General features: G+C 63.5%; 26 protein-coding genes. 12 read left to right on the top strand and 14 right to left on the bottom strand.

The window, feature by feature from the left end:
• From GJA_RS15440 to ispF, 5 genes are all read left to right on the top strand, one after another.
• Window positions 1-318, top strand: a complete 318-nt coding sequence (locus tag GJA_RS15440) for a DUF2818 family protein (protein WP_038493770.1) — start codon at window positions 1-3, stop codon at window positions 316-318.
• A 103-nt stretch (window positions 319-421) separates the two neighbouring features.
• Window positions 422-979 (top strand): NUDIX domain-containing protein, encoded by a 558-nt coding sequence (locus GJA_RS15435; protein WP_038493767.1) that lies wholly within the window; start codon window positions 422-424, stop codon window positions 977-979.
• 3 nt (window positions 980-982) lie between these two features.
• Complete coding sequence (locus GJA_RS15430) at window positions 983-1,681, top strand: hypothetical protein (RefSeq protein ID WP_081905439.1); 699 nt, start codon at window positions 983-985, stop codon at window positions 1,679-1,681.
• Between the two features lie 17 nt (window positions 1,682-1,698).
• A complete protein-coding gene (ispD, locus tag GJA_RS15425) occupies window positions 1,699-2,412 on the top strand; it encodes a 2-C-methyl-D-erythritol 4-phosphate cytidylyltransferase (protein WP_038493765.1) in 714 nt (237 codons plus the stop codon).
• A gap of 25 nt (window positions 2,413-2,437) precedes the next feature.
• Window positions 2,438-2,935 carry a 2-C-methyl-D-erythritol 2,4-cyclodiphosphate synthase gene (gene ispF, locus GJA_RS15420; RefSeq protein ID WP_038493763.1) on the top strand — a complete coding sequence of 166 codons (498 nt, stop codon included), beginning with the start codon at window positions 2,438-2,440 and terminating at the stop codon, window positions 2,933-2,935.
• Between the two features lies 1 nt (window position 2,936).
• On the opposite strand, the gene GJA_RS15415 is transcribed toward ispF, so the two are convergent.
• Genes GJA_RS15415 through GJA_RS15395 form a run of 5 tightly spaced genes read right to left on the bottom strand, consistent with a single transcriptional unit; the run spans window position 2,937 to window position 10,830 of the window.
• Window positions 2,937-4,346 (bottom strand): sensor histidine kinase, encoded by a 1,410-nt coding sequence (locus GJA_RS15415; protein ID WP_038493760.1) that lies wholly within the window; start codon window positions 4,344-4,346, stop codon window positions 2,937-2,939.
• A complete protein-coding gene (locus GJA_RS15410; RefSeq protein WP_038493757.1) occupies window positions 4,339-5,019 on the bottom strand; it encodes a winged helix-turn-helix domain-containing protein in 681 nt (226 codons plus the stop codon). The genes GJA_RS15415 and GJA_RS15410 overlap by 8 nt, the downstream gene beginning before the upstream one ends.
• Window positions 5,016-6,509: an efflux transporter outer membrane subunit gene (locus GJA_RS15405; RefSeq protein ID WP_051780951.1), complete on the bottom strand. Its 1,494-nt coding sequence runs from the start codon at window positions 6,507-6,509 to the stop codon at window positions 5,016-5,018. Before GJA_RS15405 ends, GJA_RS15410 begins: the two co-directional genes overlap by 4 nt.
• 1 nt (window position 6,510) lies before the next feature.
• A complete protein-coding gene (locus GJA_RS15400; RefSeq protein WP_038493754.1) occupies window positions 6,511-9,663 on the bottom strand; it encodes an efflux RND transporter permease subunit in 3,153 nt (1,050 codons plus the stop codon).
• A 12-nt stretch (window positions 9,664-9,675) separates the two neighbouring features.
• Window positions 9,676-10,830 carry an efflux RND transporter periplasmic adaptor subunit gene (locus GJA_RS15395; protein ID WP_038493751.1) on the bottom strand — a complete coding sequence of 385 codons (1,155 nt, stop codon included), beginning with the start codon at window positions 10,828-10,830 and terminating at the stop codon, window positions 9,676-9,678.
• 436 nt (window positions 10,831-11,266) lie between these two features.
• On the opposite strand from GJA_RS15395, the gene GJA_RS15390 reads away from it, so the two are divergent.
• Window positions 11,267-12,451 carry a PQQ-dependent sugar dehydrogenase gene (locus tag GJA_RS15390; RefSeq protein ID WP_051780949.1) on the top strand — a complete coding sequence of 395 codons (1,185 nt, stop codon included), beginning with the start codon at window positions 11,267-11,269 and terminating at the stop codon, window positions 12,449-12,451.
• A gap of 133 nt (window positions 12,452-12,584) precedes the next feature.
• Here the strand turns inward: GJA_RS15390 and GJA_RS15385 are convergent, their stop codons facing one another.
• The 3 genes from GJA_RS15385 to GJA_RS27400 all read right to left on the bottom strand — a co-directional run bounded on the left by GJA_RS15385 (window position 12,585) and on the right by GJA_RS27400 (window position 14,411).
• Complete coding sequence (locus GJA_RS15385) at window positions 12,585-13,109, bottom strand: PaaI family thioesterase (protein WP_038493748.1); 525 nt, start codon at window positions 13,107-13,109, stop codon at window positions 12,585-12,587.
• A 373-nt stretch (window positions 13,110-13,482) separates the two neighbouring features.
• Window positions 13,483-13,824, bottom strand: a complete 342-nt coding sequence (locus GJA_RS15380) for an MmcQ/YjbR family DNA-binding protein (protein ID WP_038493745.1) — start codon at window positions 13,822-13,824, stop codon at window positions 13,483-13,485.
• Window positions 13,812-14,411: a hypothetical protein gene (locus GJA_RS27400; protein ID WP_144241555.1), complete on the bottom strand. Its 600-nt coding sequence runs from the start codon at window positions 14,409-14,411 to the stop codon at window positions 13,812-13,814. The genes GJA_RS15380 and GJA_RS27400 overlap by 13 nt, the downstream gene beginning before the upstream one ends.
• On the opposite strand from GJA_RS27400, the gene GJA_RS15375 reads away from it, so the two are divergent.
• Window positions 14,374-15,078: a CCXG family PEP-CTERM protein gene (locus GJA_RS15375; protein WP_038493741.1), complete on the top strand. Its 705-nt coding sequence runs from the start codon at window positions 14,374-14,376 to the stop codon at window positions 15,076-15,078. The two genes, GJA_RS27400 and GJA_RS15375, sit on opposite strands and share 38 nt — an antisense overlap.
• A gap of 83 nt (window positions 15,079-15,161) precedes the next feature.
• Here the strand turns inward: GJA_RS15375 and GJA_RS15370 are convergent, their stop codons facing one another.
• The 4 genes from GJA_RS15370 to GJA_RS15355 form a co-directional block, all read right to left on the bottom strand.
• Window positions 15,162-16,154, bottom strand: a complete 993-nt coding sequence (locus GJA_RS15370; RefSeq protein WP_038493738.1) for an FHA domain-containing protein — start codon at window positions 16,152-16,154, stop codon at window positions 15,162-15,164.
• Window positions 16,151-17,497 (bottom strand): S1 family peptidase, encoded by a 1,347-nt coding sequence (locus GJA_RS15365; RefSeq protein WP_051780948.1) that lies wholly within the window; start codon window positions 17,495-17,497, stop codon window positions 16,151-16,153. The genes GJA_RS15370 and GJA_RS15365 overlap by 4 nt, the downstream gene beginning before the upstream one ends.
• 18 nt (window positions 17,498-17,515) lie before the next feature.
• Window positions 17,516-18,181 (bottom strand): GTP cyclohydrolase II, encoded by a 666-nt coding sequence (gene ribA, locus GJA_RS15360; protein ID WP_174525972.1) that lies wholly within the window; start codon window positions 18,179-18,181, stop codon window positions 17,516-17,518.
• 172 nt (window positions 18,182-18,353) lie between these two features.
• Complete coding sequence (locus tag GJA_RS15355) at window positions 18,354-19,061, bottom strand: pirin family protein (protein ID WP_038493734.1); 708 nt, start codon at window positions 19,059-19,061, stop codon at window positions 18,354-18,356.
• A gap of 158 nt (window positions 19,062-19,219) precedes the next feature.
• On the opposite strand from GJA_RS15355, the gene GJA_RS15350 reads away from it, so the two are divergent.
• The 3 genes from GJA_RS15350 to GJA_RS15340 all read left to right on the top strand — a co-directional run bounded on the left by GJA_RS15350 (window position 19,220) and on the right by GJA_RS15340 (window position 23,437).
• Window positions 19,220-20,155, top strand: a complete 936-nt coding sequence (locus GJA_RS15350; protein ID WP_038493731.1) for a LysR family transcriptional regulator — start codon at window positions 19,220-19,222, stop codon at window positions 20,153-20,155.
• 155 nt (window positions 20,156-20,310) lie between these two features.
• Window positions 20,311-21,291, top strand: coding sequence for an EAL and HDOD domain-containing protein (locus tag GJA_RS26255; protein WP_167541125.1), 981 nt, complete (start codon window positions 20,311-20,313; stop codon window positions 21,289-21,291).
• Window positions 21,284-23,437: a putative bifunctional diguanylate cyclase/phosphodiesterase gene (locus GJA_RS15340; RefSeq protein ID WP_038493728.1), complete on the top strand. Its 2,154-nt coding sequence runs from the start codon at window positions 21,284-21,286 to the stop codon at window positions 23,435-23,437. The genes GJA_RS26255 and GJA_RS15340 overlap by 8 nt, the downstream gene beginning before the upstream one ends.
• Before the next feature lie 12 nt (window positions 23,438-23,449).
• Here GJA_RS15340 and GJA_RS15335 read toward each other — a convergent pair whose 3' ends face one another.
• Window positions 23,450-24,367: a LysR family transcriptional regulator gene (locus tag GJA_RS15335; protein ID WP_038493725.1), complete on the bottom strand. Its 918-nt coding sequence runs from the start codon at window positions 24,365-24,367 to the stop codon at window positions 23,450-23,452.
• A gap of 96 nt (window positions 24,368-24,463) precedes the next feature.
• On the opposite strand from GJA_RS15335, the gene GJA_RS15330 reads away from it, so the two are divergent.
• The gene (locus GJA_RS15330; protein ID WP_051780944.1) at window positions 24,464-25,672 is read left to right on the top strand and encodes an MFS transporter; all 1,209 of its coding nucleotides are present in this window, start codon (window positions 24,464-24,466) and stop codon (window positions 25,670-25,672) included.
• Window positions 25,673-25,747: 75 nt separating this feature from the next.
• A complete protein-coding gene (locus GJA_RS15325) occupies window positions 25,748-26,131 on the top strand; it encodes a glutaredoxin domain-containing protein (RefSeq protein WP_038493723.1) in 384 nt (127 codons plus the stop codon).
• Here the strand turns inward: GJA_RS15325 and GJA_RS15320 are convergent.
• On the bottom strand, window positions 26,128-26,352 hold the full coding sequence (locus GJA_RS15320; protein ID WP_038493720.1) for a DUF3820 family protein: 225 nt from the start codon (window positions 26,350-26,352) through the stop codon (window positions 26,128-26,130). The genes GJA_RS15325 and GJA_RS15320 overlap by 4 nt on opposite strands.
• Window positions 26,353-26,365 lie beyond the last annotated feature (13 nt).

Below are 26,365 nucleotides of genomic sequence, written 5' to 3'. Positions count from 1 at the left end.
ATGGACGCCGCCGCTTCGAGCTGGATAGTGGTCGCCCTTGCGCTGATCACCGCTAATCTTCCTTTTTTCAATGAAAAGGTGTTCGCCCTGGTTGCATTGAAACAGGGCAAGGACGGGGAGGCGCGGCGCAAGCCGTTCTTCCTGCGCCTGATGGAAATGCTGGTACTGTATTTCATCGTCGGCGCCGCCGCGTTCGGTCTCGAAGCGCGTCTCGGCAATACCTTCCAGCAAACCTGGGAATTCTACGCGATCACCGGCTGCCTGTTCCTGGTGCTGGCGTTCCCGGGCTTCGTGGTACGCTATTTGCGAAAAAAATAATGTCTTAGAGTAATCTAAGAGTCTCTAAGAAAATGCCCATGGTCAGCCCCTCATCCGGCTACCATGGGCATTTTGTCAGATACTCTTCATCATTGGAGCGCGCATGGATGTGCATTTGAAAGAAACCAGGGTCGATGGCCAGGTGGTGTATGAAGGCGGTTTCCTGACCGTGCAACGCGACCGTGTGACGCTGCCGGACGGCAAGATCACCCAGCGCGAATATATCCGCCATCCGGGCGCGGTAGTGATCCTGCCGCTGCTGGACGATGGCACGCTGTTGCTGGAGCGCCAGTTCCGCTACCCGCTGGACCGGGTCTTCATCGAATTCCCGGCCGGTAAAATCGACGCCGGCGAAGCGGCGCTGGCCTGCGCCCGGCGCGAACTGCTGGAAGAAACCGGCTATACCGCCAGCGACTGGTCCTTCGTGTCGACGATACACAACGCCATCGCCTATTCCGACGAACACCTGGAACTGTTTTTGGCGCGCGGCCTGGTGGCCGGCGAAAGCCAGCTCGACGACGGCGAATTCCTGGAAACCTTCACGGCCACCGTGCCGCAACTGATGGCCTGGGTCAGGGATGGCACGATTACCGACGTCAAGACCATCATCGGCGCCTTTTGGCTCGACAAGATCACCTCCGGCGCCTGGAGCCCGGCATAAGCGATGTTGACGGGACGCGGCCCGATGCTGCTGGCCTTGCTCTTGCTGGTCTCCGGCGGCGCGCTGGCGCGCACGCCGTTCCAGATCCGCTGCGAAGATGAGTTGACCAAGACGGTGTCGGTCTTGAACACCCGGCAAAACGGCTACAGCGTCGATACCCATCTGTCGTACCAGGCGCTGACCGCGATGAAGGGCATGGCGCGCCCCAATACCTATGTGCTGGGCTTGACCAGGACCGAGTCCAAGGTCGCCATCGGACTCGACGGTCCGATGCTGCAAGACCCGGTCAGCGGCTACGAATGCGTGGCGCCGCAGATTTCGGTGCAGCTGTTTTATGCGCCGGTGGTGATCTACATCGGCCGCGAATTCCCGCCCGGCAGCTGCGCGTATGATGAAGTGATGGCGCACGAACAGCGCCACCTGAAAGCGTATATGGACCACTTGCCGAAAGTCGAAGTGCTGGTGCGCGCGGCGCTGGCCAGGCGCTTCGAGGCGCGGCCGCTGTATGCGCCGCGCGGCACTGCCAGGGCGGCGCTGGCGCAGGAAGTCCATGCCGGCTGGCTGCCGTATATCAACGCGGAAATGGCCAAGGTCGAAGCGGCGCAGGCGGCGATCGACTCGCCGCAGGAATATGCGGGGCTCGGCAAGGCGTGCGACGGCGAGATCGCGCGCATCGTGAGCGCCAGCCGGCGCCCCGGATAATTGAATAGAAGCGAACCATGAATCAAGAAATTTTGCCGATCAAACCCTCTTATTTTGCGCTGATCCCGGCCGCCGGCGTCGGTGCGCGGCTGGCCGCCGGCAGTCCCAAGCAATACCTGGCGCTGGGCGGCAAGCCGATGCTGCGCCACGCGCTCGACGCGTTCCTGGCCAGCCCGCTGATCGCCCATACCTATGTGGTGGTCAGCGCCGGCGACGGCTTCATCGACGCGGCGGTGCCGCCGCAGCCGGGCGTGACGGTGCTGCGCTGCGGCGGCGCGACCCGCATGGAGACGGTGCAAAACGCCTTGCGCGCCTTGCACGGCCAGGTGGCCGGCAGCGACTGGATACTGGTGCACGACGCGGCGCGGCCCGGCCTGACGGTCGCGCTGATCGACAAGCTGATTGCCGGCGTCGGCCAGCACGATGGCGGCGGCCTGTTGGCGCTGCCGGTGGTCGATACCGTCAAGCGCACCGGCGCGAACGGGCAGGGCCTCGGCACGGTGCCGCGCGACGGCTTGTGGCTGGCGCAAACCCCGCAAATGTTCCGCTGCCAGTTGCTGGGCCGCGCGCTGGGCGAGGCGCCGGATCCCGGCGCGATCACCGACGACGCCAGCGCCGTCGAAGCGCTGGGCTACACGCCGAAATTGATCGAAGGGCATCCGCGCAACCTGAAAGTCACCTTGCCGGCCGATATCGCCATCGCCGAAATGTACCTGGCCCACGGCCAGTAATTCTCTTCAACAGAAAGCTCACAGCATGACCACGACACCTATCTTGCCATTCCGTATCGGCCAGGGCTACGATTGCCACGCGCTGGTCGAACAGCGCGACCTGATCATCGGCGGTATCAAGATCCCGCACCACCTCGGCTTATTGGGCCATTCCGACGCCGACGTGCTGCTGCATGCGATCACCGACGCGATCCTCGGCGCCGCCGCGCTGGGCGACATCGGCAGGCATTTCCCGGACACCGACCCGCAATTCAAGGGCGCCGATTCGCGCACGCTGCTGCGCGAGGCGGCGCGCCGCGTGCTGGCCACCGGCTACAGCATCGGCAATATCGACGCGACGATCATTGCCCAGCGCCCGAAGATGGCGCCGCACATCGGCGCCATGTGCGCCAACGTCGCCGCCGACCTGGGCCTGGCGATCGGCCAGGTCAACATCAAGGCCAAGACCAATGAAAAACTGGGCTACCTGGGGCGCGAAGAGGGCATCGCGGCCGAAGCGGTGGCCTTGTTGCTGCGCACGTAATTCAAGCATCCGCCTCGGCCGATACACCCTGCACATCGATGCTGATCACCGCGCGCAGGCCGGGCTTGTTATCGGCCAGCACCAGCTTGCCGCCATGGAGCTGGGCCACCGCCGACACCAGGCTCAGGCCCAGCCCGACGCCCGGCGTGCCGCGGCTGGCGTCGCCGCGATAGAAACGTTCCACTACCTTGCGTTTTTCCTGGTCCGGCACGCCGGGGCCGTCGTCGGCCACCGTCAATTCGATCTGCTGCGGCGAACTGCGCCGCGCGTGGATCGCGATCACGCCCTGTTCCGGCGCGTACTTGAGGGCGTTTTCGACCAGGTTGCCGAGCGCCTGCGCCAGCAGCAGCGGGTCGCCGGACGTGAACAGGTTGCCGTCCGGCTGGAACGTCAGCGCGATATCCTTCAGTTCGGCCACCGGCAGGTAGAACTCCGCCACTTCGGCGGCCAGCCGCGCCAGGTCGACCTGCACAAAACCGCCGCGGCGCATGCCGCTGTCGATGTCGGCCAGCCGCAGCAGCGCGTTGAAGATCGCCATCACGCGGTCGACGTCGTTGATCGCGGCGTCGACTTCGGCGAAGGTTTCCGTTTCCGGCGGGCGCGCCACCGACAATTCTTCCAGGCGCGCGCGCAATTCGGACAGCGGCGTGCGCAAGTCGTGCGCGATGGCGTTCGACACATTCTGCACGCTGTGCACCAGGTGCTCGATCTGGTCCAGCATGCGGTTCACGGTGTGGGTCAGCATTTCCAGCTCGTCGCCGCGCTCCGGCTCCGGCAGGCGCCGCGTCAGCTTGCCTTCGATGATGGCGGCGGTGGTCTGGCTGATGCTGTCGACCTTGTTCAATATCGCGCGCCGTATCAGCAAGCCGCCCAGCACCGCGACCATCAGCACGGTGGCGGCGCAGCCCAGCAAGCCATACACGAACAGCGATTCCAGCCGTTCAAAACGGTTCAGGTTACTCGCTACCAGCAACTGGTAACCGCCCGGCAGCCTGGTCAGTATCAATTCCACGCGCCGCTTGACGCCGCGGACCTCGATGGTGGCCGCCTTGACGCGGCCGGGCGCTTCGCCCGGGGCGGGCTGCGGCACGCCGGTCGGCCATGACTCCAGGTTGCCGGCCAGCTTGACGCTGTTGACGTCGCCCAGCATCAGGATCTTGCCGATGCCTTCATAGGCGTTGCCGGCTTGTACATCGATCGCCTCGGCCAGCGCTTCCGGCCCGCGCCGCGCGAAGATGCGGCTCAGGCGGTTGGTGTCGGCCATCAGCAGCTCGGTGCGGGCGCGCTCGATATTGGTATCCCACGCAAACCACAGCGGCGCGGCGAACATGGCCAGCACCAGCAGGCTGACCACGGCGTAGCCGATGGCGATGGTGCTGGCCGAAAATCCCGGCGCCCTGACTTTAAACATGGTCGCTCAGCATGTAGCCGGCGTTGCGCACGGTGCGCAGCAATTGCAGCGGGAAGCCGGCGTCGATCTTTTGGCGCAGCTTGCTGATATGGACGTCGATGACATTGGTCTGCGGGTCGAAATGGTAATCCCACACGTTTTCCAGCAACATGGTGCGTGTCACCACCTGGTTGGCATGGCGCAGCAGGTATTCCAGCAGCTTGAATTCGCGCGGCTGCAAGGACAGCAGGCGGCCGGCGCGGGTCACCTTGTGGGCCAGCAGGTCGACGCTGAGGTCGCCCAGCACCAGACTGGTGATCGCCGCTTTTTCATGGGTGCGGCGCAGCAGCGCGTCGAGCCGGGCCAGCAATTCGCCGAACGCGAACGGCTTGATCAGGTAATCGTCGCCGCCGCTTTTCAAGCCGCGGATGCGCTCGTCGACGCCGTCGAGCGCGCTGAGGATCAGGATCGGCACCCGGTTGCCGGCGCCGCGCAGCGTTTCGACGATGGCCAGCCCGTCTATGCCGCCGGGCAGCATGCGGTCCATGATGATCGCGTCATAACTCATGCTGACGGCGTGGTACATGCCGTCGCGGCCATTGTCGGCGTGGTCGACCGTGTGGCCGGCCTCGGTCAAGCCCTTCTTGACGAAGCGCGCCACTCTTTCATTGTCTTCCACCAGTAATAGTTTCACTGCCCACCTCGTGTCTCCGTTATGTTTTTGGCTATCCTGCTTGCCGCATCATCCGCCTGTCTCGGCGTTTCTCCGCTGTGCTCCAGCCAGCCGCCGCCCAGCGCGCGGTACAGGTCGACCGTGCTGTCCAGCTGGTTCAGGCGCGCGCCGACCAGGGCGATTTGCGCATTGTACAGGTCAGTCCGGGCATTGAGCACGCTCAGGTAATCGTCGACGCCATTGTCATAACGCAGCTCCGACAATTCCAGGCGCCGCTGCTGGACCTCGCGATAACGCTGGCGCGCCGCCAGTTCGGTATCGAAGGTGCCGCGCGCCGCCAGGCCGTCCGCCACTTCGCGGAATGCGCTTTGCACGCTCTTGCGGTATTGCGCCACGCCGATGTCCTTGCCGATCCGCGCCGCATCCAGCCGGGCCTGGTTGGCGCCGCCGTCGAACAGCGGCAGCAGCAGGTTGGGCGCGAAGGTCCACGCGCCGGAACCGGCGGCGAACAGGCCGCCCAGCGTGGAACTGGCGCTGCCCAGCGTGGCGGTCAGTGCGATGCGCGGGAAAAAGGCGGCGCGCGCGGCGCCGATATTGGCGTTTTCGGCGCGCAGCGACGCTTCCGCCTGCAGCAGGTCGGGGCGGCGCAGCAGCAAGTCGGACGGCAAGCCGGCCGGGATGTCGTGCCGGATGGCCAGCGCATGCAGCGGCACGCTGGCCGGCAAGTCGGCCGGCATAGCCTGGCCCAGCAGCAGCACCAGGCCGTTTTCGGCCTGCGCCCGCAGCCGCACCTGGGCGGCCTGATTGGCTTGCGCCTGCTGCAGCGTGCCGGCCGCCAGCGTTTCATCGAGTTCCGAACCGGTGCCGGTGTCGTAGCGCAGCTTGACGATGCGGTACGACGCCTGCGCCGCGGCCAGCGTTGCGCCGCTGATGGCCAGTTGCTCGTCGTAGGCCAGCATGCTGAAGTACTGGCTGGCGACTTGTCCGACCAGCAGCAGCTGGGCCGCCTGGCGCGCATACGCAGTGGCCAGGTATTGTTCGCGCGCCGCGTCGTCGAGGCTTTGCAGGCGGCCGAAGAAATCCACTTCCCAGCTGCCGGACAGGCCGGCCGTGTCGCTGCGGATCGCACCGTGGTTGCGGTTGTCGTCGCCGGCGCTGGCCGAGTTGTTCTTGCTGGCCGAACCGCCGGCCGCCAGTCCGACTTGCGGCAGCAGCGCCGACTGCTGCAGCTGCAGCTGGGCGCGGGCCTGGCCGATGCGCAGCAGCGCGACCCGCAAATCCTGGTTATTGTCGAGCGCGACCCGCACCAGCCGTTTCAGGCGCGGGTCGAGCAGGAACTCGGCCCAGCCGGTATCGGCCGCGGCCAGGCCGTGTTCGGCCGGCGCGGCATAGGCGGCGCCGGCCGGGTAGGCGTCCGGCGCCGCTTGCGGCCGGGTGTACGGTTCCCGCAGCGCGCAGCCGGCCAGCAGGACGGCCGCGGCGGCGGCCAGCACGGTTTTTACATGGTGCATATCAGTGCGCTCCCTGGACGGTTTCGGTGGAGTGCCCGGCATCTTGCGGCCGGGCCGGTTTCATGCGGCCGGCGATCAGCACATAAAACAGCGGGATCATGAACGTCGCCAGGAAAGTGGCGGTGATCATGCCGCCGATCACGCCGATGCCCAGCGCCTTCTGGCTGGCCGCGCCGGCGCCGCTGGCCAGCGCCAGCGGCAGCACGCCCAGCACGAAGGCCATCGAGGTCATGATGATCGGACGCAGCCGCAGCTTGGCCGCTTCCAGCGCCGCCGCCATCGCGCTGTAGCCCTGGTGCTGCTGCAATTCGCGGGCGAATTCGACGATCAGGATCGCGTTCTTGGCCGACAGGCCGATGGTGGTCAGCAAGCCGACCTGGAAGTACACATCGTTCGACATGCCGAACAGGCTGGCCGCGCCGAGCGCGCCCAGCACGCCGATCGGCACCACCATGATCACCGACAGCGGCACCGACCAGCTTTCATACAGCGCGGCCAGGCTCAGGAACACCACCAGGATCGACAGCGCATACAGCAGCGGCGCCTGCGAGCCGGCTTGCGATTCCTGCAGCGAGATGCCGCTCCATTCGTAGCCTATGCCTTCCGGCAGCTGTTTGGCCAGCCGTTCCATCGCCTGCATCGCCTGGCCGGTGCTCTTGCCCGGCGCCGGCTTGCCGAGGATCTCGGCCGCCTCGATGCCGTTATAACGCTGCATCGCCGGCGCGCCCCACGACCATTTGGCCGTGGCGAACGACGAGAACGGCACCATGCCGCCTTCCTTGTTGCGCACATACAGCAGCTTCAAGTCGTCCGGGTTCATGCGGAATTGCGCATCGGCCTGCACATACACGCGCTTGATGCGGTTGTCGGCGTCGAAGAAATTGTTGATGTAGCGCGCCCCCCAGGCGGTCGAGAAAGTCTGGTCGACGTCGCTCAGCGACACGCCCAGCGCGGCGGCCTTTTCATGGTCGATATCGATCTTGTAGGTCGGATTGTCGACCTGGCCGGTGTAGCGTACCTGCAGCAGGTCCGGGTCCTTGCGGGCCAGTTCCAGCAAGTTGTCGCGCGCCTTGGCCAATGCCGCGTGGCCGAGGTTGCCGCGGTCCTCCAGCTGGAACGAAAAGCCGGAAGCGGAACCGAGGCCGCGGATCGGCGGCGGTTCGACCGGCGTGATCAGCGCGCCCTGGTACGACGCATAACGGGCGGCGACGCGGGCGCCCAGCGCCGAGACGCTGAGTTCCTTGCCCGGGCGTTCTTCCCACGGTTTCAGGTGGATGAACACGCGTCCCAGGTTCTGGCCGCGGCCGGTCGAGTTGACGCCGTTCAGGATGAAGGTGGCGTCGACCATCGCGCTTTCGTCCTTCAGCATATAGTTGCTGATGTCGTCGAGCACCTTGCCGGTGACTTCCAGCGTGCTGCCGGCCGGCGTTTCAACCTGGACAAACGTAAAGCCCTGGTCTTCGTTCGGCAGGAAGCCGCCCGGCAAGCGGATGAACAGGTAAATCACGGCCAGCACCAGCGCGCCGTACAGCACCATCCAGCGGCGCCTGGAACCGAGGATGCCGGACACGCCGCCCAGGTAGCGGTCGCGGTTGCGGTCGAAACCGCGGTTGAACCAGCCGAAAAAGCCTTTTTTCTGGTCATGGCCCGGCGCCGGGCGTTGCAGCACGGTGGCGCACAGCGCCGGCGTCAGCGTCAGCGCGACGAACACCGACAGCAGCATCGACGACACCACCGTCAGCGAGAATTCGCGGTAGATCGCGCCCACCGTGCCGCTGGAAAACGCCACCGGCACGAACACCGCGCACAGCACCAGCGCCACGCCGATCAGCGCGCTGCTGATCTGGCCCATCGCCTTGCGGGTCGCTTCGTACGGTCCGAGGCCTTCCTCATGCATTACCCGTTCGACGTTTTCGACCACCACGATGGCGTCGTCGACCAGCAGGCCGATGGCCAGCACCAGGCCGAACATCGACAGCGTATTGATGGTGAAGCCGATCGCCGACATCACGCCGAAGGTGCCCAGCAAGACCACCGGCACGGTGATCGACGGGATCAGCGTGGCGCGCAGGTTTTGCAGGAACAGGTACATCACCAGGAACACCAGCACGATGCCTTCGATGAGCGTCTTGAGCACTTCATGGATCGACACCTTGATGAACGGCGTCACATCGTTCGGATAGGTCACTTCCAGGCCGTGCGGGAAATACGGCGCCAGTTCCTTGAGCCGCGCGCGCACCGCATCGGCCGTCACCAGCGCGTTGGCGCCGGGCGCCAGCTGGATGCCGAGGCCGGACGCCGGCTTGCCGTTGTAGCGGATGTCGACGTTATAGTTTTCGGCGCCGCGCGCGATGCGCGCCACGTCGCCGAGGCGCACGCGCGAGCCGTCCGGCAGCACTTTCAGCAAGATCTTTTCGAATTGCTCCGGCGTGCGCATCAGGCTCGCCTCGGTGATGGTGGCGCTCAGGCGCTGGCCGGCGACGGCCGGCGAACCGCCCAGCTGGCCGCCGGAAATCTGCACGTTTTGCGCGGCGATGGCCTGGTTGACGTCGATCGGCGTCAGCGAATACGAGGTCAGCCTGACCGGGTCGAGCCAGATGCGCATCGCGAACTGGGTGCCGAACAGGTTCAGCGCGCCGACGCCGGGAATCCGGCTGATCGGATCCTGCACGTTCGACGCGACGTAATCGGCGATGTCGAACTTGCTCATGCTGTTATCGTTCGACACAAAACCGGCCACCATCAGGAAGTCGCTGGTGGACTTGCTGACTTTCAAGCCGGATTGCTGCACTTCGTTCGGCAGGCGCGCCACCGCCACCTGCAGCTTGTTTTGTACCTGCACTTGCGCGATGTCCGGATCGGTGCCGGGCGCAAAGGTCAGCGTGGTGGTCGACTGGCCGGTGTCGTCGCTGATCGACGACATGTACAGCAAGTTGTCGATCGCGCTCATTTGCTGCTCGATGACCTGGATCACCGTGTTTTGCATGGTTTCGGCGGAAGCGCCGGGGAAGGTGGCGGCAATCTGCACCACCGGCGGCGATACCGGCGGAAATTGTTCGATCGGCAGGCGGAATACCGCGATGCCGCCGGCCAGCATGATGATCAGCGAAATGACGATCGCAAAGATCGGCCGCCGGATGAAAAATCGGGACATGGAGCTTATCCTTTATGAGCGTTGCGCCAGCGCGGACTGGGCGGCCGGCTGGCTGGCGGCCTGGGCGGAGGGGGCGGCATCCGCCTCGACCGCCTTGACCGTCGTGCCGGGCTTGATTTTTTGCACGCCGCTGACGATCACCCGCTCGCCATCCTTCAAGCCGGCGTCGATCACCCAATTGCCGTGCAACAGCGTGCCGGCGTTAACCTTGCGCAATTCGGTCTTGCCATCGGTGCCGGCCAGCATCACCGTCGCTTCGCCCAGCGGATTGCGGGTGATTGCCTGTACCGGCACCAGCAGCGCATTCTGGCGCACGCCCTGGTTCACCGAGGCGCGCACGAACATGCCCGGCAACAGCAAATGCTGCGGGTTCGGGAAGCGCGCCCGCAAGGTCACCGAGCCGGTGGCCTGGTTCACCGTGACGCCGGAAAATTCCAGCGTGCCCGCTTGTGCATAGGTGCTGCCGTCTTCCAGCTTCAGCGTCACGCTGGCCTGTTCCGGGCCGCCGCTTTTCAGGCTGCCCTCGGCCAGCTGGCGGCGCAAGGCCAGGCCCTCGGCGCTCGACTGCTGCAAGTCGACATACATCGGATCGATTTGCTGCACCGTGGTCAGCAGCGTGGCCGCGCCGCCTTGCACATACCCGCCCTGGGTCACTTGCGACACGCTGGAGCGGCCGGCGATCGGCGCCGTCACGCTGGTGTAGGCCAGGTTGATGCCGGCGGTGGTGACGCTGGCCCTGGCGGCGGCGACGTCGGCGGCCGACTGCAATTGCGCCGCCAGCGCGTTGTCGTAGGCCTGCTTGCTGACCGCGTTGCCGGTGATCAGGATCTTGTAGCGTTCCAGCTGCGCGTTATTGGCGACCAGGTTGGCCTGGGCCCGCTGCAGCGACGCTTCGGCGTTGGCCAGCGCGGCGCGGAACGGCGCCGGGTCGATCTGGTATAGCGGCTGGCCGGCGCGCACATCGGCGCCTTCGTCGAAACTGCGTTTCAGCACCACGCCATCGACGCGCGCGCGGACTTCGGCCACCAGGAAGGCGGCGGTACGGCCGGGCAATTCGACGCTGAGCGGCACGCCGCCATGGCGCACCGTTTGCACGCTCACTTGCGGCACGGTGGCGGGCGCGGGTTTGCTGGCCTCGCCACAGGCCGCCAAACCGAGGCTGGCCACGGCAATCGCGGCGACATGGCGTAATAAGAACCTATTCCAGTAGGGAGCGTCGCCGGATGGCTGCTCCTCAGCAGCGTGGGCAAGGCGTGAGGAGGACGCATGGCGAGCCATGCTACGACGAACAACGCCGATCCACGCTGTTGAGGGGCTGCCAGCAGGCGATGTATTCTCTACTGGGATAGGTTCTAAGGGAGTAGGGGGGAAGTCAGGCAGGCATTGATTAGGCATGGTGCGTTTCCATAGTCGGACCGTGAGAGTGTTTGTTACATTGCACTATGCGACTACGCGGCTTAAGTCAGCCTTTGCAAATCATTAAATCCAGTTAATGTGCGTGTTTTATTGGGCCTTTCATGCGTGCGCGGCGCTGTCTTGGTGGAAATATGGTCAAATAGGCATGCGATGCAATCATGCCGCTTTGAAACGACAGGAGAACCCCATGCACCGAACCAGCCCGATCAAGTCCATCCGCCGCCAACTCGCCGCCGCGCTCGCGCTGCTGCTGGCCGTTCCCCTTGTCCACGCCGAATTGCCGGCCAGCGGACAGCCGCCGGCCGCGCAGCAGGCGTGGCGCGCCGTCACCGTGGCCGGCGGCATTCCCAATCCGTGGGGCCTGGCCTGGCTGCCGGATGGCCGCGCGCTGGTCACCGGCAAATACGGCACGCTGCATGTGTTGAACGGCCAGCGTTTCGACACGGTCGCGCTGGATGGCTTGCCGGCCGTATTTTCCGGTGGGCAGGGTGGTTTGCTCGATATCGCGCTGCATCCGCAAGACAAGGATCCGAATAATGTGCGGGTGTATATGACCATGTCGACCGGCGATAACCAGAATAACCGCAGCACGCTGGTTCAGGGCCTGTTCGACGGCAAGCGGGTGCACAGCATCAGGACGCTGTTCAAGGCGATACCCGACAAGAGCGGCGGCCAGCATTTCGGTTCGCGCCTGTTGTTCTTGCCGGACGGTAGCCTGTTGATGAGCGTCGCCGATGGCGGCAATCCGCCGCTGCGCATCGGCAATATGCTGGCGCGCGACCAGGCCCAGAACCTGGGCAGCCACCTCGGTTCGATCTTGCGGCTGACCGACCAGGGCAAGGCCGCGCCCGGCAATCCGCTGGCGGCAAGACAGGGCGCGCTGCCGGAAATCTGGTCCTACGGCCACCGTAACGTGCAGGGACTGGCGCGCGATCCGGTCTCCGGACGGGTCTGGGCCACCGAACACGGTCCCTATGGCGGCGATGAGCTGAACCTGGTCGAAGGCGGCGGCAATTACGGCTGGCCCTTGCAAACCTACGGCGCCGATTACCAGACCCACCAGCCGGTCGGCAAGCATGAAGTGCCCGGCATGATCAATCCGAAAGTGGCGTGGGTGCCGTCGCCGGCGCCGTCCGGCCTGGCGGTGTATAACGGCGGCAAGATCGCGGCATGGAACGGCAGCGTCTTCAGCGGCGGGCTGGCGGCGCAGGATATCCGCCGCATCGCGCTCGACGCCAACGGCAACGTCACCGGCCAGGAACGGCTGGCCATCGGTGCCCGCGTGCGCGACGTGCGGCAAGGGCCGGATGGCCAGCTGTATGCGCTGACCGATGAAAGCAATGGCCGCTTGCTGCGTATCGTCGCCGAGTAATTAAGAGCCTATCCCAGTAGATGAATACGCCCTCTTCTGGCGCCCCTCAGCAGCGGGGACTGGCTTGCTCCTCACGCCTGGTCCGCGCTGCTGATGCGCGGCCAGCTGACGACGCTCACTACTGGGATAGGCTCTAGATGGGGAAAATCAGGCAAGTGGTGGTGGCAAACGCGTACAGCTTGCCATTGGCGTCGGTGATGCGGCCTTCGGCGATGCCGACCTGGCCGCCGACGCTGATGACCTTGCCTTCCGCGCGTACCGGGCCGGTCTGGTCGCTCATCGCGCGGATGTAGTTCACTTTCAATTCCAGCGTGCTGAAGCCTTTGCCGGCCGGCAGCATCGTGTGGATTGCGCAACCAAGCGCCGTATCGAGCAGGGTCGCCGCATACCCGCCGTGCACGCTGCCGCTGGGGTTGTAATGGTCGAAGCGCGGCGTACCCTGGAGCACCACCCTGCCGGCTTCCATGCTGACCGGGATAAAACCCAGCAATTCGGCAATCGGAGCCGATGGAAATTTCCCTGCCGTGATGCCGTTCATGAAATCCAGGCCATTATTTTCACGTAACTGATCGCGGCCGACCACGCCCGCGGGGCCCAGCCTGGCGCGGATCGCCGCTTCTTCAGTTAACCAGGTTTGCAGGGTGTCGGATGCTTCCATGGTGCGGTTTTCCGTGATGTTGAGAGACAGAAACTATAATCGATTTCTCCGCCCATCGCACAAGAGGACCGTTGTATGCCGGACAGAGCGACGGCCCGTATTGATACCTGGCGGCAAGTCGCCGTCGAGTCGGACAGATCGTCGCCGAGCAGCCGAGCGCGAACAGCGCGCCGCGTTCGCTCTTGCCGACCGCCCAGCCGCCGATGATGTTGCCGATCGGAACAGCCGGCGCGTTATGTGATGACCTTGTCGCAAGGCATGGCGGTGCAGGCGGCGGCGGGCGTTTCGCGCGAACAATGGCAGCAATTGGTGACGATGCTGTTGCGCCACTGTCCGTGCTGATGCCGCCGTCGTCATCAGGCCGTCATTGCGGTCATAAGGTTGCCGGATCGATCGAGCGGGCCAGGTCGCCGGGAGCCTTGCGGCGCCAGGCCGCGGTCAGCACGGCGGCCAGCATGTCCAGCTCGGCCGCGGCCAGCTTGACCGTGATGCCTGCCAGCCGTTCTCCCCACAGCAGTTTTTCGCAGGCGTCCGGCGTGATGACGGTGGCGATATGGGCGGCTTCGGCGTCCAGCATGACATTGATATGCTCATCGTCCGGCAAGGTCGCGAAAATCTTGCCGCCGACCCGGAATGACGGGCGGTCGTGATGTTCTTCCTCGGTGGTATCGGGAAATGACAGCGCCAGATACCTGAGCTCGTTCAAATCAACCATGTCCTGATCTCCATGAAGACATTAGATGCATGTCTGCATTTTGCCATGTCGCCCGGCGGTGTGGTGTACCCGATATGAAAAGAAACGCAAACCAGGCGCTGTCCATGATCGCCGTCGATAGACCGGTCTTTATGTGCGTGCCGGCGTGGCATTATTGCAACAGATGAACGGGTGTCCTGCGTGGTGATAGTGAGACAAAATCGCCTTGTCATACGGCACAAACCGCCAGGCTTGCTCTTGTTATTGAGTAATCTTAGATGGTAAAAAAGAAAAATATTTTTCTTTGCGGAAAATTGGTATAGAATTGTTTTCAGTGATGTAGCGATCCGCCACTCTTTCGATGTTTTGCCTTGAAAACCAAAAATCTTTTCAAGGCAGTTGCCGCCGCCACGCAATGTGCGCCGCCGCAATCCTGGAGGTTCAGGTGAACTTGAATAAACGGCCGGTCTCCGCCCCAGGCATGCAGTCGATGCCGCCAGCACGCCAAGACGTAGCGTGAATTTAACTCCGGCGCCCGCCGCCAGATCTTTTTGATTTCCGGAGAAATTTATGAAACGTACCACGACTTTATCGCTCGCCTTCGCCATGATGGGTTCCGCCGTGCTGGTGTCCAGTGCGGCACAAGCGAGCACGATCACCATCCAGACCGCCAATTCCAACGCCGCCGCGCAAAATTCGGCGGCCGCTTACCGTTCGGTGGTCGACGCCGCGCTGGCCAGCCCGGCTGGGGCCGCTACCAGCAAGACGGTGGCCATTTATGACAATATTGCCAGCCAGTCGCTGTTGGGCGGCAGCCTGTCGAGTATCGCCTTCAAATCGACCGTCGACTTCGGCGTCAGTGCCGCCAATGCGGGCTTGTGGACGATCCGTTCCGGCGTCGACTTTAGCAAGGGCGGCGCGATCTTCGTCGATGGCGTCGCCTATGGCTACAGCAGCAGCGATATGTACTGGGCCGGTGCGTACAATACGCCCGGACAGTACTTCAATATCGCGCTGAACCTGGCCGCCGGCAACCACACCTTGAACATCTATGGCCTGGAAGCCTGCTGCGGCGGTTTGCAGCAAGCCCAGTTCAAGGCTGGCAGCAGCGCCAGCTTCACCACTTTCAGCAATACCGACAACCTGGTGTCGCCGGTACCGGAACCCGGCATCTATGCGATGTTATTGATCGGCATGGGTTTGCTGGCTTTCAGCGCGCGGCGCGAAACGCGCGGCAGGTCGGACAAGTTTGCGGCGCAGGGTGTGCGTGCATAAACGAATCTCCCCCTGGTGTTCTTGTTGTATTTCATGATTACTTACCGGTAATTCATAAGCCCGCTTCAAGCGGGCTTTTTTTGTCACTCATCCTCGCCGCCATCGTCATCTTCGCCGGAGATATCGTCGCCGACATGCTTGTTGCGGTCGGCGTCGACCCTGGCTTTCAGCCTGGCCGCGTTGGCGAAGAATTCGTCCGGTCCATGGTTGGCGCTGAGCCTGAAGGCGGGCGGCAGCAAGACCGACATATACAGTTCGTTGCCGAGGCGGCCGCTGCGCTGCAAGCCGCTCATCAAGTTCAAGCCGGAAATCAGTATCAGCAAGATCGCGCTGGCGGCCGCGAAACGGCGCGCATGCCGGGCCTTGATGGTGCACAGGTGGAAGAAAATCATGCAGCAGATGATGGCGACCACCACATGGCTGCCGAAGCGCGTCAGCCATTCTTGCGAATAGGCATAAGCGATGGCGCTGCTGAGACCGATCCACACTTCCATCGCCACCAGTCCGCAACCGAGGATGAACAGGTGGCGGCCGAAGCGCGCCAGGCTGCCGAACAGCCGGTTGGCGACGGCCCAGACGCCGCCCCACACCAGCGCGCCGCCCAGTCCGCCGGCGATCACCAGCAGGTAGTTGATCGGATCGAAACTGTCGACATCGCCGATCCAGTTGCTGACCAGCGCCGCCAGCGCGACCATGGCCAAGCCCAGCAAGGCCGGCGTGCGGCCTTCCCAGCTATGGATGGCGGTGTCGGTCAATTCGGCCGGCACCGCGTGGTCGGCGCCGCGCACGCGCAGGCTGGTGTGTCCCAGGCGCACCACGGTATGGCCGCTCAAGGCAATGCTGGCTTCGCGTTTGCCGTGATGAATACTGCCGTTCAGGCTGCCGAGGTCGCGCAGCACCAGTCCACCGGCGCCGTCGTCTTCGATCAGCGCGTGTTGCGGCGCGGTATGCAAGTCGTCGAGGATGACGTCGTTGTCATACGCGCGTCCCAGCCGTATCGGCAGGCTGGCCACTTGCTGGCGGTTCAAGACGTCGCCGTTGCGCGCCAGGGTTTCAATGAAGTAGGGCGCTTTCATGGCTTGCTCCCGTCGCGCGCCAGCGCATCGAGGAAGGCGCGGGTGCTGCGCAAGCCATTGTCGTAGGAAACGCCGCGCACGTCGATCCGGCTTTGCAAGCTCATCTGGCCGCTGTCGGTGCTGGCGGTCAGCAGCGAAAAGTTATACAGCCCGGGGAACTTGCGGTAGGCGCGCACGCACATCACGGCGCGCAAGGGCAGGGTCTTGTTCTGGACAAATTGTTCGGTGCACAGCGGGCCGGTCAGGTGGCTGCTCTTGGCGCTGCCGAAATTTTCATTCTTGAACGATGCGCCGGCCAATTCGGCAAAGCGCAGCGGACCGAGCCTGCTGCTGCGCAAGAATTGATGGCGTATCGATACTTGCCCGGTCTGCAGCGCTTCGGAAATGAAGATCGCCGATTCCATGGCGCAGTTGGTGTTGTCGACCATATACGGTTTATCGGCCTTGGCGTTGGACGAGCCCCAGCAACGCATCTGGTCCGAATCGCGCACCGGCACCCGGTACGGGCCCATCGCCTTCAAGGTCAGCGGCGTGGCCAGCAAGCTGTCGATCATGCGTTGCTGGTGCACCAGCAATTGCTCGGTCACCAGCGGCTTGAAATCCTTGGGCGGCTTGTTTTGCCGCGCCACCCTGTTCAACAAGTCCTGGGCGTAGCGGGCCGGCACCAGGAAGCTGACCAATTCGCCGTCCAGCCGTTTCGAGACATTGATGCCGGCCACGTCGCCGTTGGCGGTGACATTGGGGCCGCCGCTCATGCCGGCGTTGATCGGGCCGGTAAACATCAGCTGGTCGTAAAAGCTGCGCGTGATCACGCCGTTGTACGCGCCTTCGGAAATCGCGAAGCCGAGGTCCAGCGGATTGCCCAGCGAATACAAATATTGCCCCTGGGTCAGCGGCGCCAGCGTGGCCGGCATCTTGAAAAAGCCGGTGCCGTTGCGGCTGACGCGCACCACGGCCAGGTCGTGCAGCACATCCACCGCCAGCAATTCGACGTTGCCGCGCTTGCCGCCGGTATCGACCCATTCGCCGACATAGGTATCCGGATCGAGCGCGAATTGCGACACCACGTGGTAATTGGTCAGCACCAGGTTGCCGGTGCCGATCAGGAAACCGGAACCGACCGACGACTGGGTGCGGCCGTTTTTCAGCAGCACGCGGATTTGCAGGATATCGTCGCGGGCCGACGTATACAGTTTTTGCGCGGCGCTGGACGGCGCCGGCAGGGCGGCGCTATTGGCGGCGGTGCCGCTGGTAGCCGCGGACGGCGCGGCCAGCGCGGCGCCGGCCGTCAGCGCCAGCGCGCCGCCGAAGGCAAGCAGCCGGACAAACTTGGAGGATTTCATGCAGCCCTTTGCTGATACTTACAGTGCGCCATCCTCGACGGCAGGCGGGGTGACCGGGGTCATCATGTGACCCAGCTTGCTTGCCTTGGTATTCAGGTAATGCTGGTTGAAGGCGTTGCGGTTGACCAGCAGCGGCACCCGCTCGGCCACCGTGACGCCGATTTTTTCCATCGCGTCGATCTTACGCGGGTTATTGGTCATCAGGCGCAGGCTCTTGATGCCGAACTGGCCGAACATCGGCTTGCACAGCGCGTAATTGCGCGCATCGGCCTTGAAACCCAGCTGTTCATTGGCTTGCACCGTGTCGGCGCCCGCTTCTTGCAGGCGGTAGGCGCGGATCTTGTTGATCAAGCCGATGCCGCGGCCTTCCTGGCGCAGGTACAGCAAGATGCCGCGGCCTTCGGCGGCGATGCGTTTCAGCGCGCCTTCCAGTTGCGCGCCGCAATCGCAGCGCTGCGAAAACAGCACGTCGCCGGTCAGGCATTCGGAATGCACGCGCGCCAGCACCGGCTGGCCATCGCCGATGTCGCCCAGCGTCATCGCCAGGTGTTCCTTGCCAGTGGCGTGTTCGATAAAGGCGTGCAGCGTGAACTGCGCCCACGGCGTCGGCAGCGCGCAAGAGGTGGCGTATTCCAGTTCTTCGGTAACCGGAAGGTCGGCGGCGGTCTGCATGGTTGTGCTCATAAAATTGTCGGGATCGTCAGGATCAAAGTAAAAGGCGCGCCGGCCTGAAATCAGAGCCGGCGCGCCATGCCATCATACCAAAACTTGGGAAAAACTATTTCTTGCCTGTATTTTCCTGCTCTGCCCGTCAGGTTGGGACTGGCTGGGGTTTCACAAGGGATGGCTGGACGGCTCAGGCCGGCAAGTCGAACAGCAGCAGTTCTGCTTGTTCCGCCTGCTCCAGCGTGATCAGGCTTTCCTGCGTCACTTTCAGCGCGTCGCCGCCTTTCAGCGGCGTGCCGTTGACCACCAGGCTGCCGCGGATCAGGTGCACATAGCCGAGCCGGCCGGCGCCCAGCGCATGTTCCAGGCGTTGCCCTTCATCCATGATGCTGGCGTACAGCGCCGCATCCTGGTGGATCAGCACCGAACCCTGGCGGCCGTCGCTGGAGGCGATCAGGCGCAGCTTGCCGGATTTGCTTTCTTGAGTGAAATGTTTCTCTTCATAGCTGGGGGCGATGCCGATGGCGCTGGCGCTGGGCGCGATCCAGATTTGCAGGAAGTGCACGCCGTCCGTTTCCGAATGGTTGAATTCGCTATGCCGCACGCCATGGCCGGCGCTCATGCGCTGCACATCGCCGTAATGCAAGACCGACCCGGTGCCCATGCTGTCCTTGTGTGCCAGTGCGCCTTCCAGCACATAGGAAATGATTTCCATGTCGCGGTGGCCGTGGGTGCCAAAACCCTGGGCCGGCGCGACGCGGTCTTCATTAATCACCAGCAAGGGACCAAAACCGACATGTTTCGGGTCGTGGTAGCTGCCGAAGGAAAAGCTGTGCTGCGAATGCAGCCAGCCGTGGTTGGCAATGCCGCGTTCTTCGCTTTTACGTATTTGCAACATGATGTCCTCGATTCTGCTGAAAGTTAATGTGCGATAATTTCGAAAAGGGCAAGATGTTTTCCGCTTCGCCCCGCTGTTGCACCGATGGAAAGCAGTATAGGCGCCGTTTTTTGAAATGAAAAACGGAAAATTTAGTGGCTTATGATCGAAAAATTCGAATGCTCAGACTCAGCCTGGAAGCGTTGCACATCGTCGATGCGATCGATCGCCGCGGTTCCTTTTCCGCCGCCGGCAAGGAATTGCACAAAGTACCGTCGACCATTTCCTATACCGTCGCCAAGCTGGAAGAAGACTTGGGCGTGCAAGTATTCGAGCGCAACGGACCGCGCGTGCTGCTGACCCGGGCCGGCCACGAATTGCTGAAGGAAGGGCGCTACTTGCTGAAAGCGGCGCACGACCTGGAGCACCGGGTGCGCCGGGTTGCGTCCGGCTGGGAAACCGAACTGGCGATCGGCCTCGATAGCATGTTTCCGGTGCTGGCGCTGCAAGACGACGTGGCCGCCTTTTGCGACGTGGCGCGGCAAACCCGGCTGCGCCTGGTGCAGGAAACCTTGTCCGGCACGTGGGAAGCGTTGCTGGAGCACCGGGTCGACTTGCTGGTCGGCGCGCCCGGCGACGGTCCGGCCGGCGGCGGGTATGTATCGCAGGCGATCGGCAGCCTGGCGTTTGTGTTTACGGTGGCGCCCGGCCATCCGCTGGCCGCGGTGCAGGAACCGCTGAGCCGCAATCATTTGCAGCATCACCGCGCCGTGGTGGTGGCCGATTCGGCGCGCCAGATGGCGCCGCGCACCGTCGGCGTGGTGCTCGGGCAAGACAGCCTGACCGTGCCTGGCATGCAAGGAAAGTTCGATTACCAGGTGGCGGGCCTGGGCTTTGGTTTCTTGCCGGAACCATCGGCGCGGGCGGCCATCGCGCGGGGCTTGCTGGTGGAAAAAGCGGTCGAAGAGCCGAAGCCTGCGGAAACTTTTTATCTGGCGTGGCGGGTCGGCCAGGGCGGGGCGGCGTTGCGCTGGTGGACCGAGCGTTTGGGACAACCGGGCTTGCTGGGCCGCTTGAGCCGCTACTTGCCGGGAGTATTGCCAGTAATTGGTTAAAATAGTGGCCGGCGGCGTGGTGGCCAGCGTGGCGGCCAGTGGCAAAATGTTGACATAAGCCAACAATTTCAGAGTACCATAAACATTGCTGCGATCGCTATCTCACCGATTTTGGCGTATGCCGGCCCGCGACCTGATTTTTTTCGATGATCATATTGAGTACAGCATCCCTGGTATTTTTCGATCTGTTGGCCGACCGTCAAGGCCGGCCGGCCGCCTTGCTGCTGGCCGGCACAGCTTTGCCGCCGGCCGGCCAGGCCGGCTGTGCCGCGTGCCCGGAACTGGCGCAGCGTTATCCCTGTTTTTTTCCCGACAATAGCAGCGCCGAAGCGGCCGCCGCATGGTCCGTCCATGGCTGGTCGGCGCTTTCCATCGATCAACTGGCCGATGCCGGTGAGGTATTCAGCGGCGACTGGGCGCCACGGGCAGGCTGGGTGCGCGGCAACTGGTATCTGATGCCGGCGCCGGCTGCGGCGGCCAACCAGGCCGCGTCGCGCGCCTTGGCGCTGCGGCTGATGGAATTGGTGGCCAGCGACGGTCCCACCGATGAGATTGAAACTTTGCTGCGGCGCGACCCGCGCCTGTCGTATCATTTGCTGCGTCTGGTTAATTCCGCTGGCGTCGGCGGCGGTCGCCGCGTGACCAGTGTCAACCACGCCATCATGTTGCTCGGCCGCCAGCAATTGCGGCGCTGGCTCAACCTGATGCTGTTCGCCGCGCGTGATGGCGATCCGCGCTCTGGTATGCTGCTGGCGAGGGCGGCGGTGCGGGCGCGCCTGATGGAGGCGTTGGCCGGCGTCCTGGGCCTGGATAAAATGCATCAGGAGCAAGCTTTTATCAGCGGCTTGTTTTCCTTGCTGGGCGTGTTGTTCGGTACGCCGCTGGCGCAATTGCTGCCGGTGCTGGCCTTGTGCCAGACGGTGCAAACGGCGTTGCTGGCCCGTGAAGGCGAGTTGGGCGCCTTGCTGCTGACGATAGAAGCGGCCGAGGCGGGAGATTTTGAAGTGCTAGGACAACATTTGAAAGCCTTGCAATTACCGGCTGAAGAGTGGGGCCGCAGCGTGCTGGCGGCCCACCTGTGGATGCTGGACGTAATTGCTGAAACGACTGAAATGGCGGACCGTAACCATGTTTGACAGCACCATCCAGCAATGCCTGGAACTCAGCCGCGCCGCGCGCTCCCAGCAAGGCGCCGCGCTTGAGCGTACCCTTGGACAACTCGACGCGGCGCTGGGTCAATTGCGCGAAGTCGATATCGCGTCGCTGCCGGTGTTTTCGACGCCGGCGCCGGCCTTGATCGAGCTCGACCTGGACGGCTTCGTGACCGCCTGGGACCATGGCGCGGAGCAAATGTTCGGCTATTCCAGCCGCGAAGCGCTGGGCCAGCACATCCTGTTCCTGTACGCCGACGACGATGACGACGCGCGCATCGCCGAATTGTTTGTCGACAGCGGCAGCGTGACCACCGAAGTGCGGCGCCGCAAGAAGTCGGGCGGGGTATTCTGGCTGCGCCTGACCTGTTCGACCATCCTCGACGCCAGCGCCGAAGCGTGCGGCATGCATGTCTCGTTTTCCAGCGTCAATGAACCGCTGTCGCCGTACGACAAGGTGCGCCTGCATGCACGCATGATCGAAGACAGCGAACAAGGCATGCTGATCACCGACGCCGATGAACGCATCGTCTCGGTCAACAGCTCGTTCAGCCGCATCACCGGTTATTCGCCGTCCGAATCGATCGGCCATACGCCGGACTTGCTGCGTTCCGGCGTGCATGACGCCGAATTCCGCGCCAAGGTGCGTGGCGCGATGCGCGGCGACGGTTCGTGGCGCGGTGAAATTATCGGCCGCAGGAAGAATGGCGAACTGTTTCCGCAATCGGTGACGATCAGCGTGGTGCGCGACGACGACGGCCAGATCAGCCATACCTTCTCGCTGTTTTCCGACATCAGCGTGCACAAGGACGCCGAGGCGCGCATGCAGCGCATGGCCAATTACGACAGCCTGACCGGCTTGCCGAACCGCGGCTTGCTGAACCAGCTGGTCGACCAGGCCCTGACCGAGGCGCGCCGCAAGCTCAGCCATGGCGCATTGATGGTGATCGACATCAGCCGGGTCGGTTCGATCAGCGATACGCTGGGCCATGAAGTGGGCGACCAGCTGCTGGTGGAAATCAGCCGCCTGTTCCGCACCGCGCTGCGCGACGCCGACATCCTGGCGCGGGTCGACGGCAGTAAATTTGTCGTCGCCTTGCTGCAGATTGAAAAGCGCGAACACGCGGCGCATGTCGCGCAAAAGCTGCTGACCTTGCTGGAAACGCCGATCCGCATCGATACGCACAATTTGCATGTCGGCGCCGGCATCGGCATCACCGTGTTTCCGGAAGACGGACTCGATACCACCTCGCTATTCCGCTTTGCCGACGTGGCGGTGGCCAAGGCGGTGCAAAACATCGAACCGACGTTCCTGTTTTACCGCGAAGACATGAACCGGCGCGCCAAGGAGCATTTGCGGCTGGAAAGCGAGATGCGGCTGGCGCTGGGCGACAATGAATTGCAGCTGCATTACCAGCCCAAGGTCAGCCTGAGCACCGGCAGCATCGTCGGCGCCGAAGCGCTGTTGCGTTGGAAGCACCCGGTGTACGGCATGGTGTCGCCCGGCCTGTTCATCCCGGTCGCCGAAGAAACCAGTTTGATCCTCGACCTCGGCACCTGGGTGCTGGAAGAGGCGTGCCGCCAGATTCGCGCCTGGCGCGACGCCGGCCTGGTGATGCCGCCGATCGCGGTTAACCTGTCGGCGAGGCAATTCGACCAGCATTTGCCGGCGCGCATAGCGGCGGTATTGCAGCGCTACGATGTGCAGCCCCGGCAAATCATGCTGGAGATCACCGAAAGCTTGCTGATGCGCGGCGCCGACACGGTGATCGTGATCATGAATGAATTGGTGGCGATGGGACTGGCGCTGGCGCTGGACGATTTCGGCACCGGTTATTCCAGCCTTGCCTACCTGAAGAAATTCCCGATCAGCACGCTCAAGATCGACCGCTCGTTTGTCATCGGCTTGCCGGATGAAGAAAACGATTGCGCGATCGCCCAGGCCATCGTGACGATGGCGCAGCAAATGCGCCAGGAAATCGTCGCCGAAGGCGTCGAGACGGTCGAGCAAATGCTGTTCCTGCGCGAACTGGGTTGCGACCAGTTGCAGGGTTATCTGTTCAGCCCGGCGGTGCCGGCCGATGAGTTCGAGGCCATGTTCAGCGCCGGCAAGCGCATGCAGGTTGATTGATAAGCGTCGCTTTTAATGTTGGGCGCCCGGGAATCTGATTTTTTCTAATAAGAAATCCAGCATCACCCGCACCCTGGCCGGCAATTGGGTGCCGGGGCCGACAAACACCGCGTGGACTTCTTCGATATCGCCGGGATTGTACGGTTCCAGCAACGCCACCAGCCGGCCGGCGTCGATATCGTGCTGCACGTGCATGCGCGACAGCCGCGCCAGTCCGAGGCCGGCCAGCACCGCGTGGCGCATGCTTTCGCCGTCGCTGAGCATGGCGTTGCCTTGCGGCTGCACCATGACCTGGTGGCCGCCATCGAGGAACGGCCACGCTTCCATGTGCCGCGTAAAGCTGAATTCCAGCAGATTGTGGCTGGCCAGTTCTGCCGGGGTGGCTGGCACCCCATGCCGCGCCAGGTAGGCTGGCGCGGCCACCACCACCATCGGCCCGGCGCCGAGTTTGCGGGCGATCAGGTTCGATTCCTTCAGCTTGCCGGTGCGGATCGCCAGGTCGGCGCGGTCGGCCAGCAAGTCGATGACGATATCGTTGACGGCGACATCGACCGTGATGTCGGGATAACGCTGCATGAATTCCGGCAAGATCGGCAGGAAATACAATATCCCGAACGGCGAAAAGCAATTCACGCGCAGGCTGCCGCGCGGCGCCGCGCCTTGCGACGCTTCACGCTCGGCGCAGTCGATATCTTCCAGGATGCGCTTGCACTGCGCATAAAAGGCCGCGCCTTCCGGCGTGGTTTGCAACTGGCGGGTGGTGCGGTTCAGCAGGCGCGCGCCGAGCCGCGTTTCCAGCCGCCCGATCAGCTTGCTGACCGCCGAAGGCGTCATGTCCAGCCGCCGCGCCGCGGCGCTGAAACCCGACCATTCGACGACTTCGACAAACACCGCCATTTCAGCGGAGCGGTTGATATCCTGGCGTGACATGGTGAATCCATTTCATAAGTGTTTTCATAGATGGAGTCTATATCAAAAGTGCGCTGTTCTATACACTGGCATCTTGAAATCTTGTTGGAGCACCTCATGAACACCGCAGTCAAAACCTCCATGCCGCCCGCCGTCCTGTCGCTGGCGGTGTCCGCCTTTGCCATCGGCGTCACGGAATTTATCGTGGTCGGCATCTTGCCGGCCATCGCCAGGGATTTGGCGATCTCGCTGGAATCGGCCGGCGCGCTGGTCAGCCTGTATGCGCTGGCGCTGGCGATCGGCACGCCATTGCTGGTGATCGGCCTGTCGCGCTTGCCGCGCAAGGCCGCGTTGCTGGGCTTGATGTCGGTATTTTTGGCCGGCAACTTGCTGGCCGCCTTGTCCGGCAGCTATCAAGTGTTGCTGTTCGGCCGCATCATCACCGCCGTGGCGCATGGCACGTTCTTTGCCATCGGCGCCACCGTGGCCGCCAGCCTGGTGCCGAAAGGGCAGGCCGGCCGGGCGATTTCCGTGATGTTCGCCGGCTTGACGCTGGCGATGGTGATCGGCGTGCCACTTGGCAGTTTCCTCGGCAATTTGATGGGCTGGCGTTTGCCGTTCTTCGCGGTGGTCTTGCTGGCCGCGCTGGGATTGGGCGCGATGCTGCGCTGGCTGCCGTCCGGCCTGGCGCATGGCGGCGGCGCCAGGGCATCGACCCAGTTGGCGGCACTGGGCAGCTTGCCGATCGTCACCATGATGGCGATCACCACCTTCGGTTTCGGCAGCAGCTTTGCCGCGTTCACCTTCGTCACGCCGATCCTGACCGACATCACCGGCTTTTCCGCGACCACGGCCAGCGCCTTGCTGATCGTGTTCGGCGCGGCGACCTTCGCCGGCAACCTGGCCGGTGGCTACCTGACCAGCCATTACGGTTGGCAACGCGCCTTGCGCATGATGCTGGTCGCGCTGGCGCTGACCCAGCTGGTGCTGGCGCTGACCATCCACGGACAGGTCATGATGGTGCTGATGCTGTTCGTGTGGGGCTTGTTCGCCTTCGGCCTGTCGCCAGCCTTGCAAGCCGGCATGCTGGCGACCGCCGAGCGCTACACCCCGAAAGCCGTCGATTTTGCATCCGGCCTGAATATCTCGGCCTTCAACCTGGGCATTTCCAGCGGTTCGATGATGGGCGCGCTGATGGTGTCGCACCGCTTGATGGCGTCGACGCCGTGGGCCGGCGTGGCCGCCGCGCTATTCGCACTGCTGCCGCTGGCATGGCTGGCCAGCAAGAATCTGGCGCAACATGTCGAGGGCGCTACGGTACATTAAGATGTTCCTTCCCAAATGGTTGCATAGCGGCTACATTGCTGCATCCGCTATGCAACCATCATTGGGAACCCTGACATGAGCCGTAATATTTTCGACGAAGCACAGATCCACCCGGCGATCCGCCAACAGATTTCCGACAGCCATGCCGATATCGTGCGGGAAGTGCAGGACGCCGTCGCCGCCCACCCGGTGGTGATCGTCGGCATGGCACTGAATCCATTCCCGCCCAAGGCGCGCAAGATTTTCGACGTGCTGGGCACGCCTTATCACTATCTGCAATACGGCAGTTATGTCAGCCAGTGGCGGCGCCGCGCGGCGCTGAAGATGTGGACCGGCTGGCCGACCTTTCCGATGGTCTTCGTCAACGGCGTGCTGGTCGGCGGCGCGACCGAACTCAAGGCGTTGCTCGACAATGGAGAATTGAGCCGCTTGCTGGCCAAAAAAGTCAGCGCCTTCTAATATTGCCGTGGCCGGGTGCGCAGCGGGTCGAGCAGGGTGCGCAGATTGTTATGGTCCAGTTCATACATCAGCGCGATCAGCGCGCCCAGTTGCCCCGCAGGAAAACCTTCACGCGCGAACCAGCCCAGGTAGTGGCCGGGCAGGTCGGCCAGCAGCCGGCCTTTGTATTTGCCATACGGCATTTCCAGCTTGACCAGTAATTCCAGATCGCCCGCTTGCATCGTATTTCACCTT

This window comes from Janthinobacterium agaricidamnosum NBRC 102515 = DSM 9628 (assembly GCF_000723165.1).
GTDB lineage: Bacteria > Pseudomonadota > Gammaproteobacteria > Burkholderiales > Burkholderiaceae_D > Janthinobacterium > Janthinobacterium agaricidamnosum.
Note: the sequence above shows the minus strand (reverse complement) of the source record. Positions and strands in the feature narration are given on the sequence as shown.

Coding starts and splice junctions, on each gene's coding strand:
- GJA_RS15330 (WP_051780944.1), top strand. CDS start 24,464: ATGAACACCGCAGTCAAAACCTCCATGCCGCCCGCCGTCCTGTCGCTG.
- GJA_RS15365 (WP_051780948.1), bottom strand. CDS start 17,497: ATGAAATCCTCCAAGTTTGTCCGGCTGCTTGCCTTCGGCGGCGCGCTG.
- GJA_RS15390 (WP_051780949.1), top strand. CDS start 11,267: ATGCACCGAACCAGCCCGATCAAGTCCATCCGCCGCCAACTCGCCGCC.
- GJA_RS15375 (WP_038493741.1), top strand. CDS start 14,374: ATGAAACGTACCACGACTTTATCGCTCGCCTTCGCCATGATGGGTTCC.
- ispF (WP_038493763.1), top strand. CDS start 2,438: ATGACCACGACACCTATCTTGCCATTCCGTATCGGCCAGGGCTACGAT.
- GJA_RS15385 (WP_038493748.1), bottom strand. CDS start 13,109: ATGGAAGCATCCGACACCCTGCAAACCTGGTTAACTGAAGAAGCGGCG.
- GJA_RS15350 (WP_038493731.1), top strand. CDS start 19,220: ATGCTCAGACTCAGCCTGGAAGCGTTGCACATCGTCGATGCGATCGAT.
- GJA_RS15440 (WP_038493770.1), top strand. CDS start 1: ATGGACGCCGCCGCTTCGAGCTGGATAGTGGTCGCCCTTGCGCTGATC.
- GJA_RS15325 (WP_038493723.1), top strand. CDS start 25,748: ATGAGCCGTAATATTTTCGACGAAGCACAGATCCACCCGGCGATCCGC.
- ispD (WP_038493765.1), top strand. CDS start 1,699: ATGAATCAAGAAATTTTGCCGATCAAACCCTCTTATTTTGCGCTGATC.
- GJA_RS15335 (WP_038493725.1), bottom strand. CDS start 24,367: ATGTCACGCCAGGATATCAACCGCTCCGCTGAAATGGCGGTGTTTGTC.
- GJA_RS15430 (WP_081905439.1), top strand. CDS start 983: ATGTTGACGGGACGCGGCCCGATGCTGCTGGCCTTGCTCTTGCTGGTC.
- GJA_RS15340 (WP_038493728.1), top strand. CDS start 21,284: ATGTTTGACAGCACCATCCAGCAATGCCTGGAACTCAGCCGCGCCGCG.
- GJA_RS15355 (WP_038493734.1), bottom strand. CDS start 19,061: ATGTTGCAAATACGTAAAAGCGAAGAACGCGGCATTGCCAACCACGGC.
- GJA_RS15415 (WP_038493760.1), bottom strand. CDS start 4,346: ATGTTTAAAGTCAGGGCGCCGGGATTTTCGGCCAGCACCATCGCCATC.
- GJA_RS15380 (WP_038493745.1), bottom strand. CDS start 13,824: ATGGTTGATTTGAACGAGCTCAGGTATCTGGCGCTGTCATTTCCCGAT.
- GJA_RS27400 (WP_144241555.1), bottom strand. CDS start 14,411: ATGGCGAAGGCGAGCGATAAAGTCGTGGTACGTTTCATAAATTTCTCC.
- ribA (WP_174525972.1), bottom strand. CDS start 18,181: ATGAGCACAACCATGCAGACCGCCGCCGACCTTCCGGTTACCGAAGAA.
- GJA_RS15405 (WP_051780951.1), bottom strand. CDS start 6,509: ATGCACCATGTAAAAACCGTGCTGGCCGCCGCCGCGGCCGTCCTGCTG.
- GJA_RS15370 (WP_038493738.1), bottom strand. CDS start 16,154: ATGAAAGCGCCCTACTTCATTGAAACCCTGGCGCGCAACGGCGACGTC.
- GJA_RS15320 (WP_038493720.1), bottom strand. CDS start 26,352: ATGCAAGCGGGCGATCTGGAATTACTGGTCAAGCTGGAAATGCCGTAT.
- GJA_RS15435 (WP_038493767.1), top strand. CDS start 422: ATGGATGTGCATTTGAAAGAAACCAGGGTCGATGGCCAGGTGGTGTAT.
- GJA_RS15400 (WP_038493754.1), bottom strand. CDS start 9,663: ATGTCCCGATTTTTCATCCGGCGGCCGATCTTTGCGATCGTCATTTCG.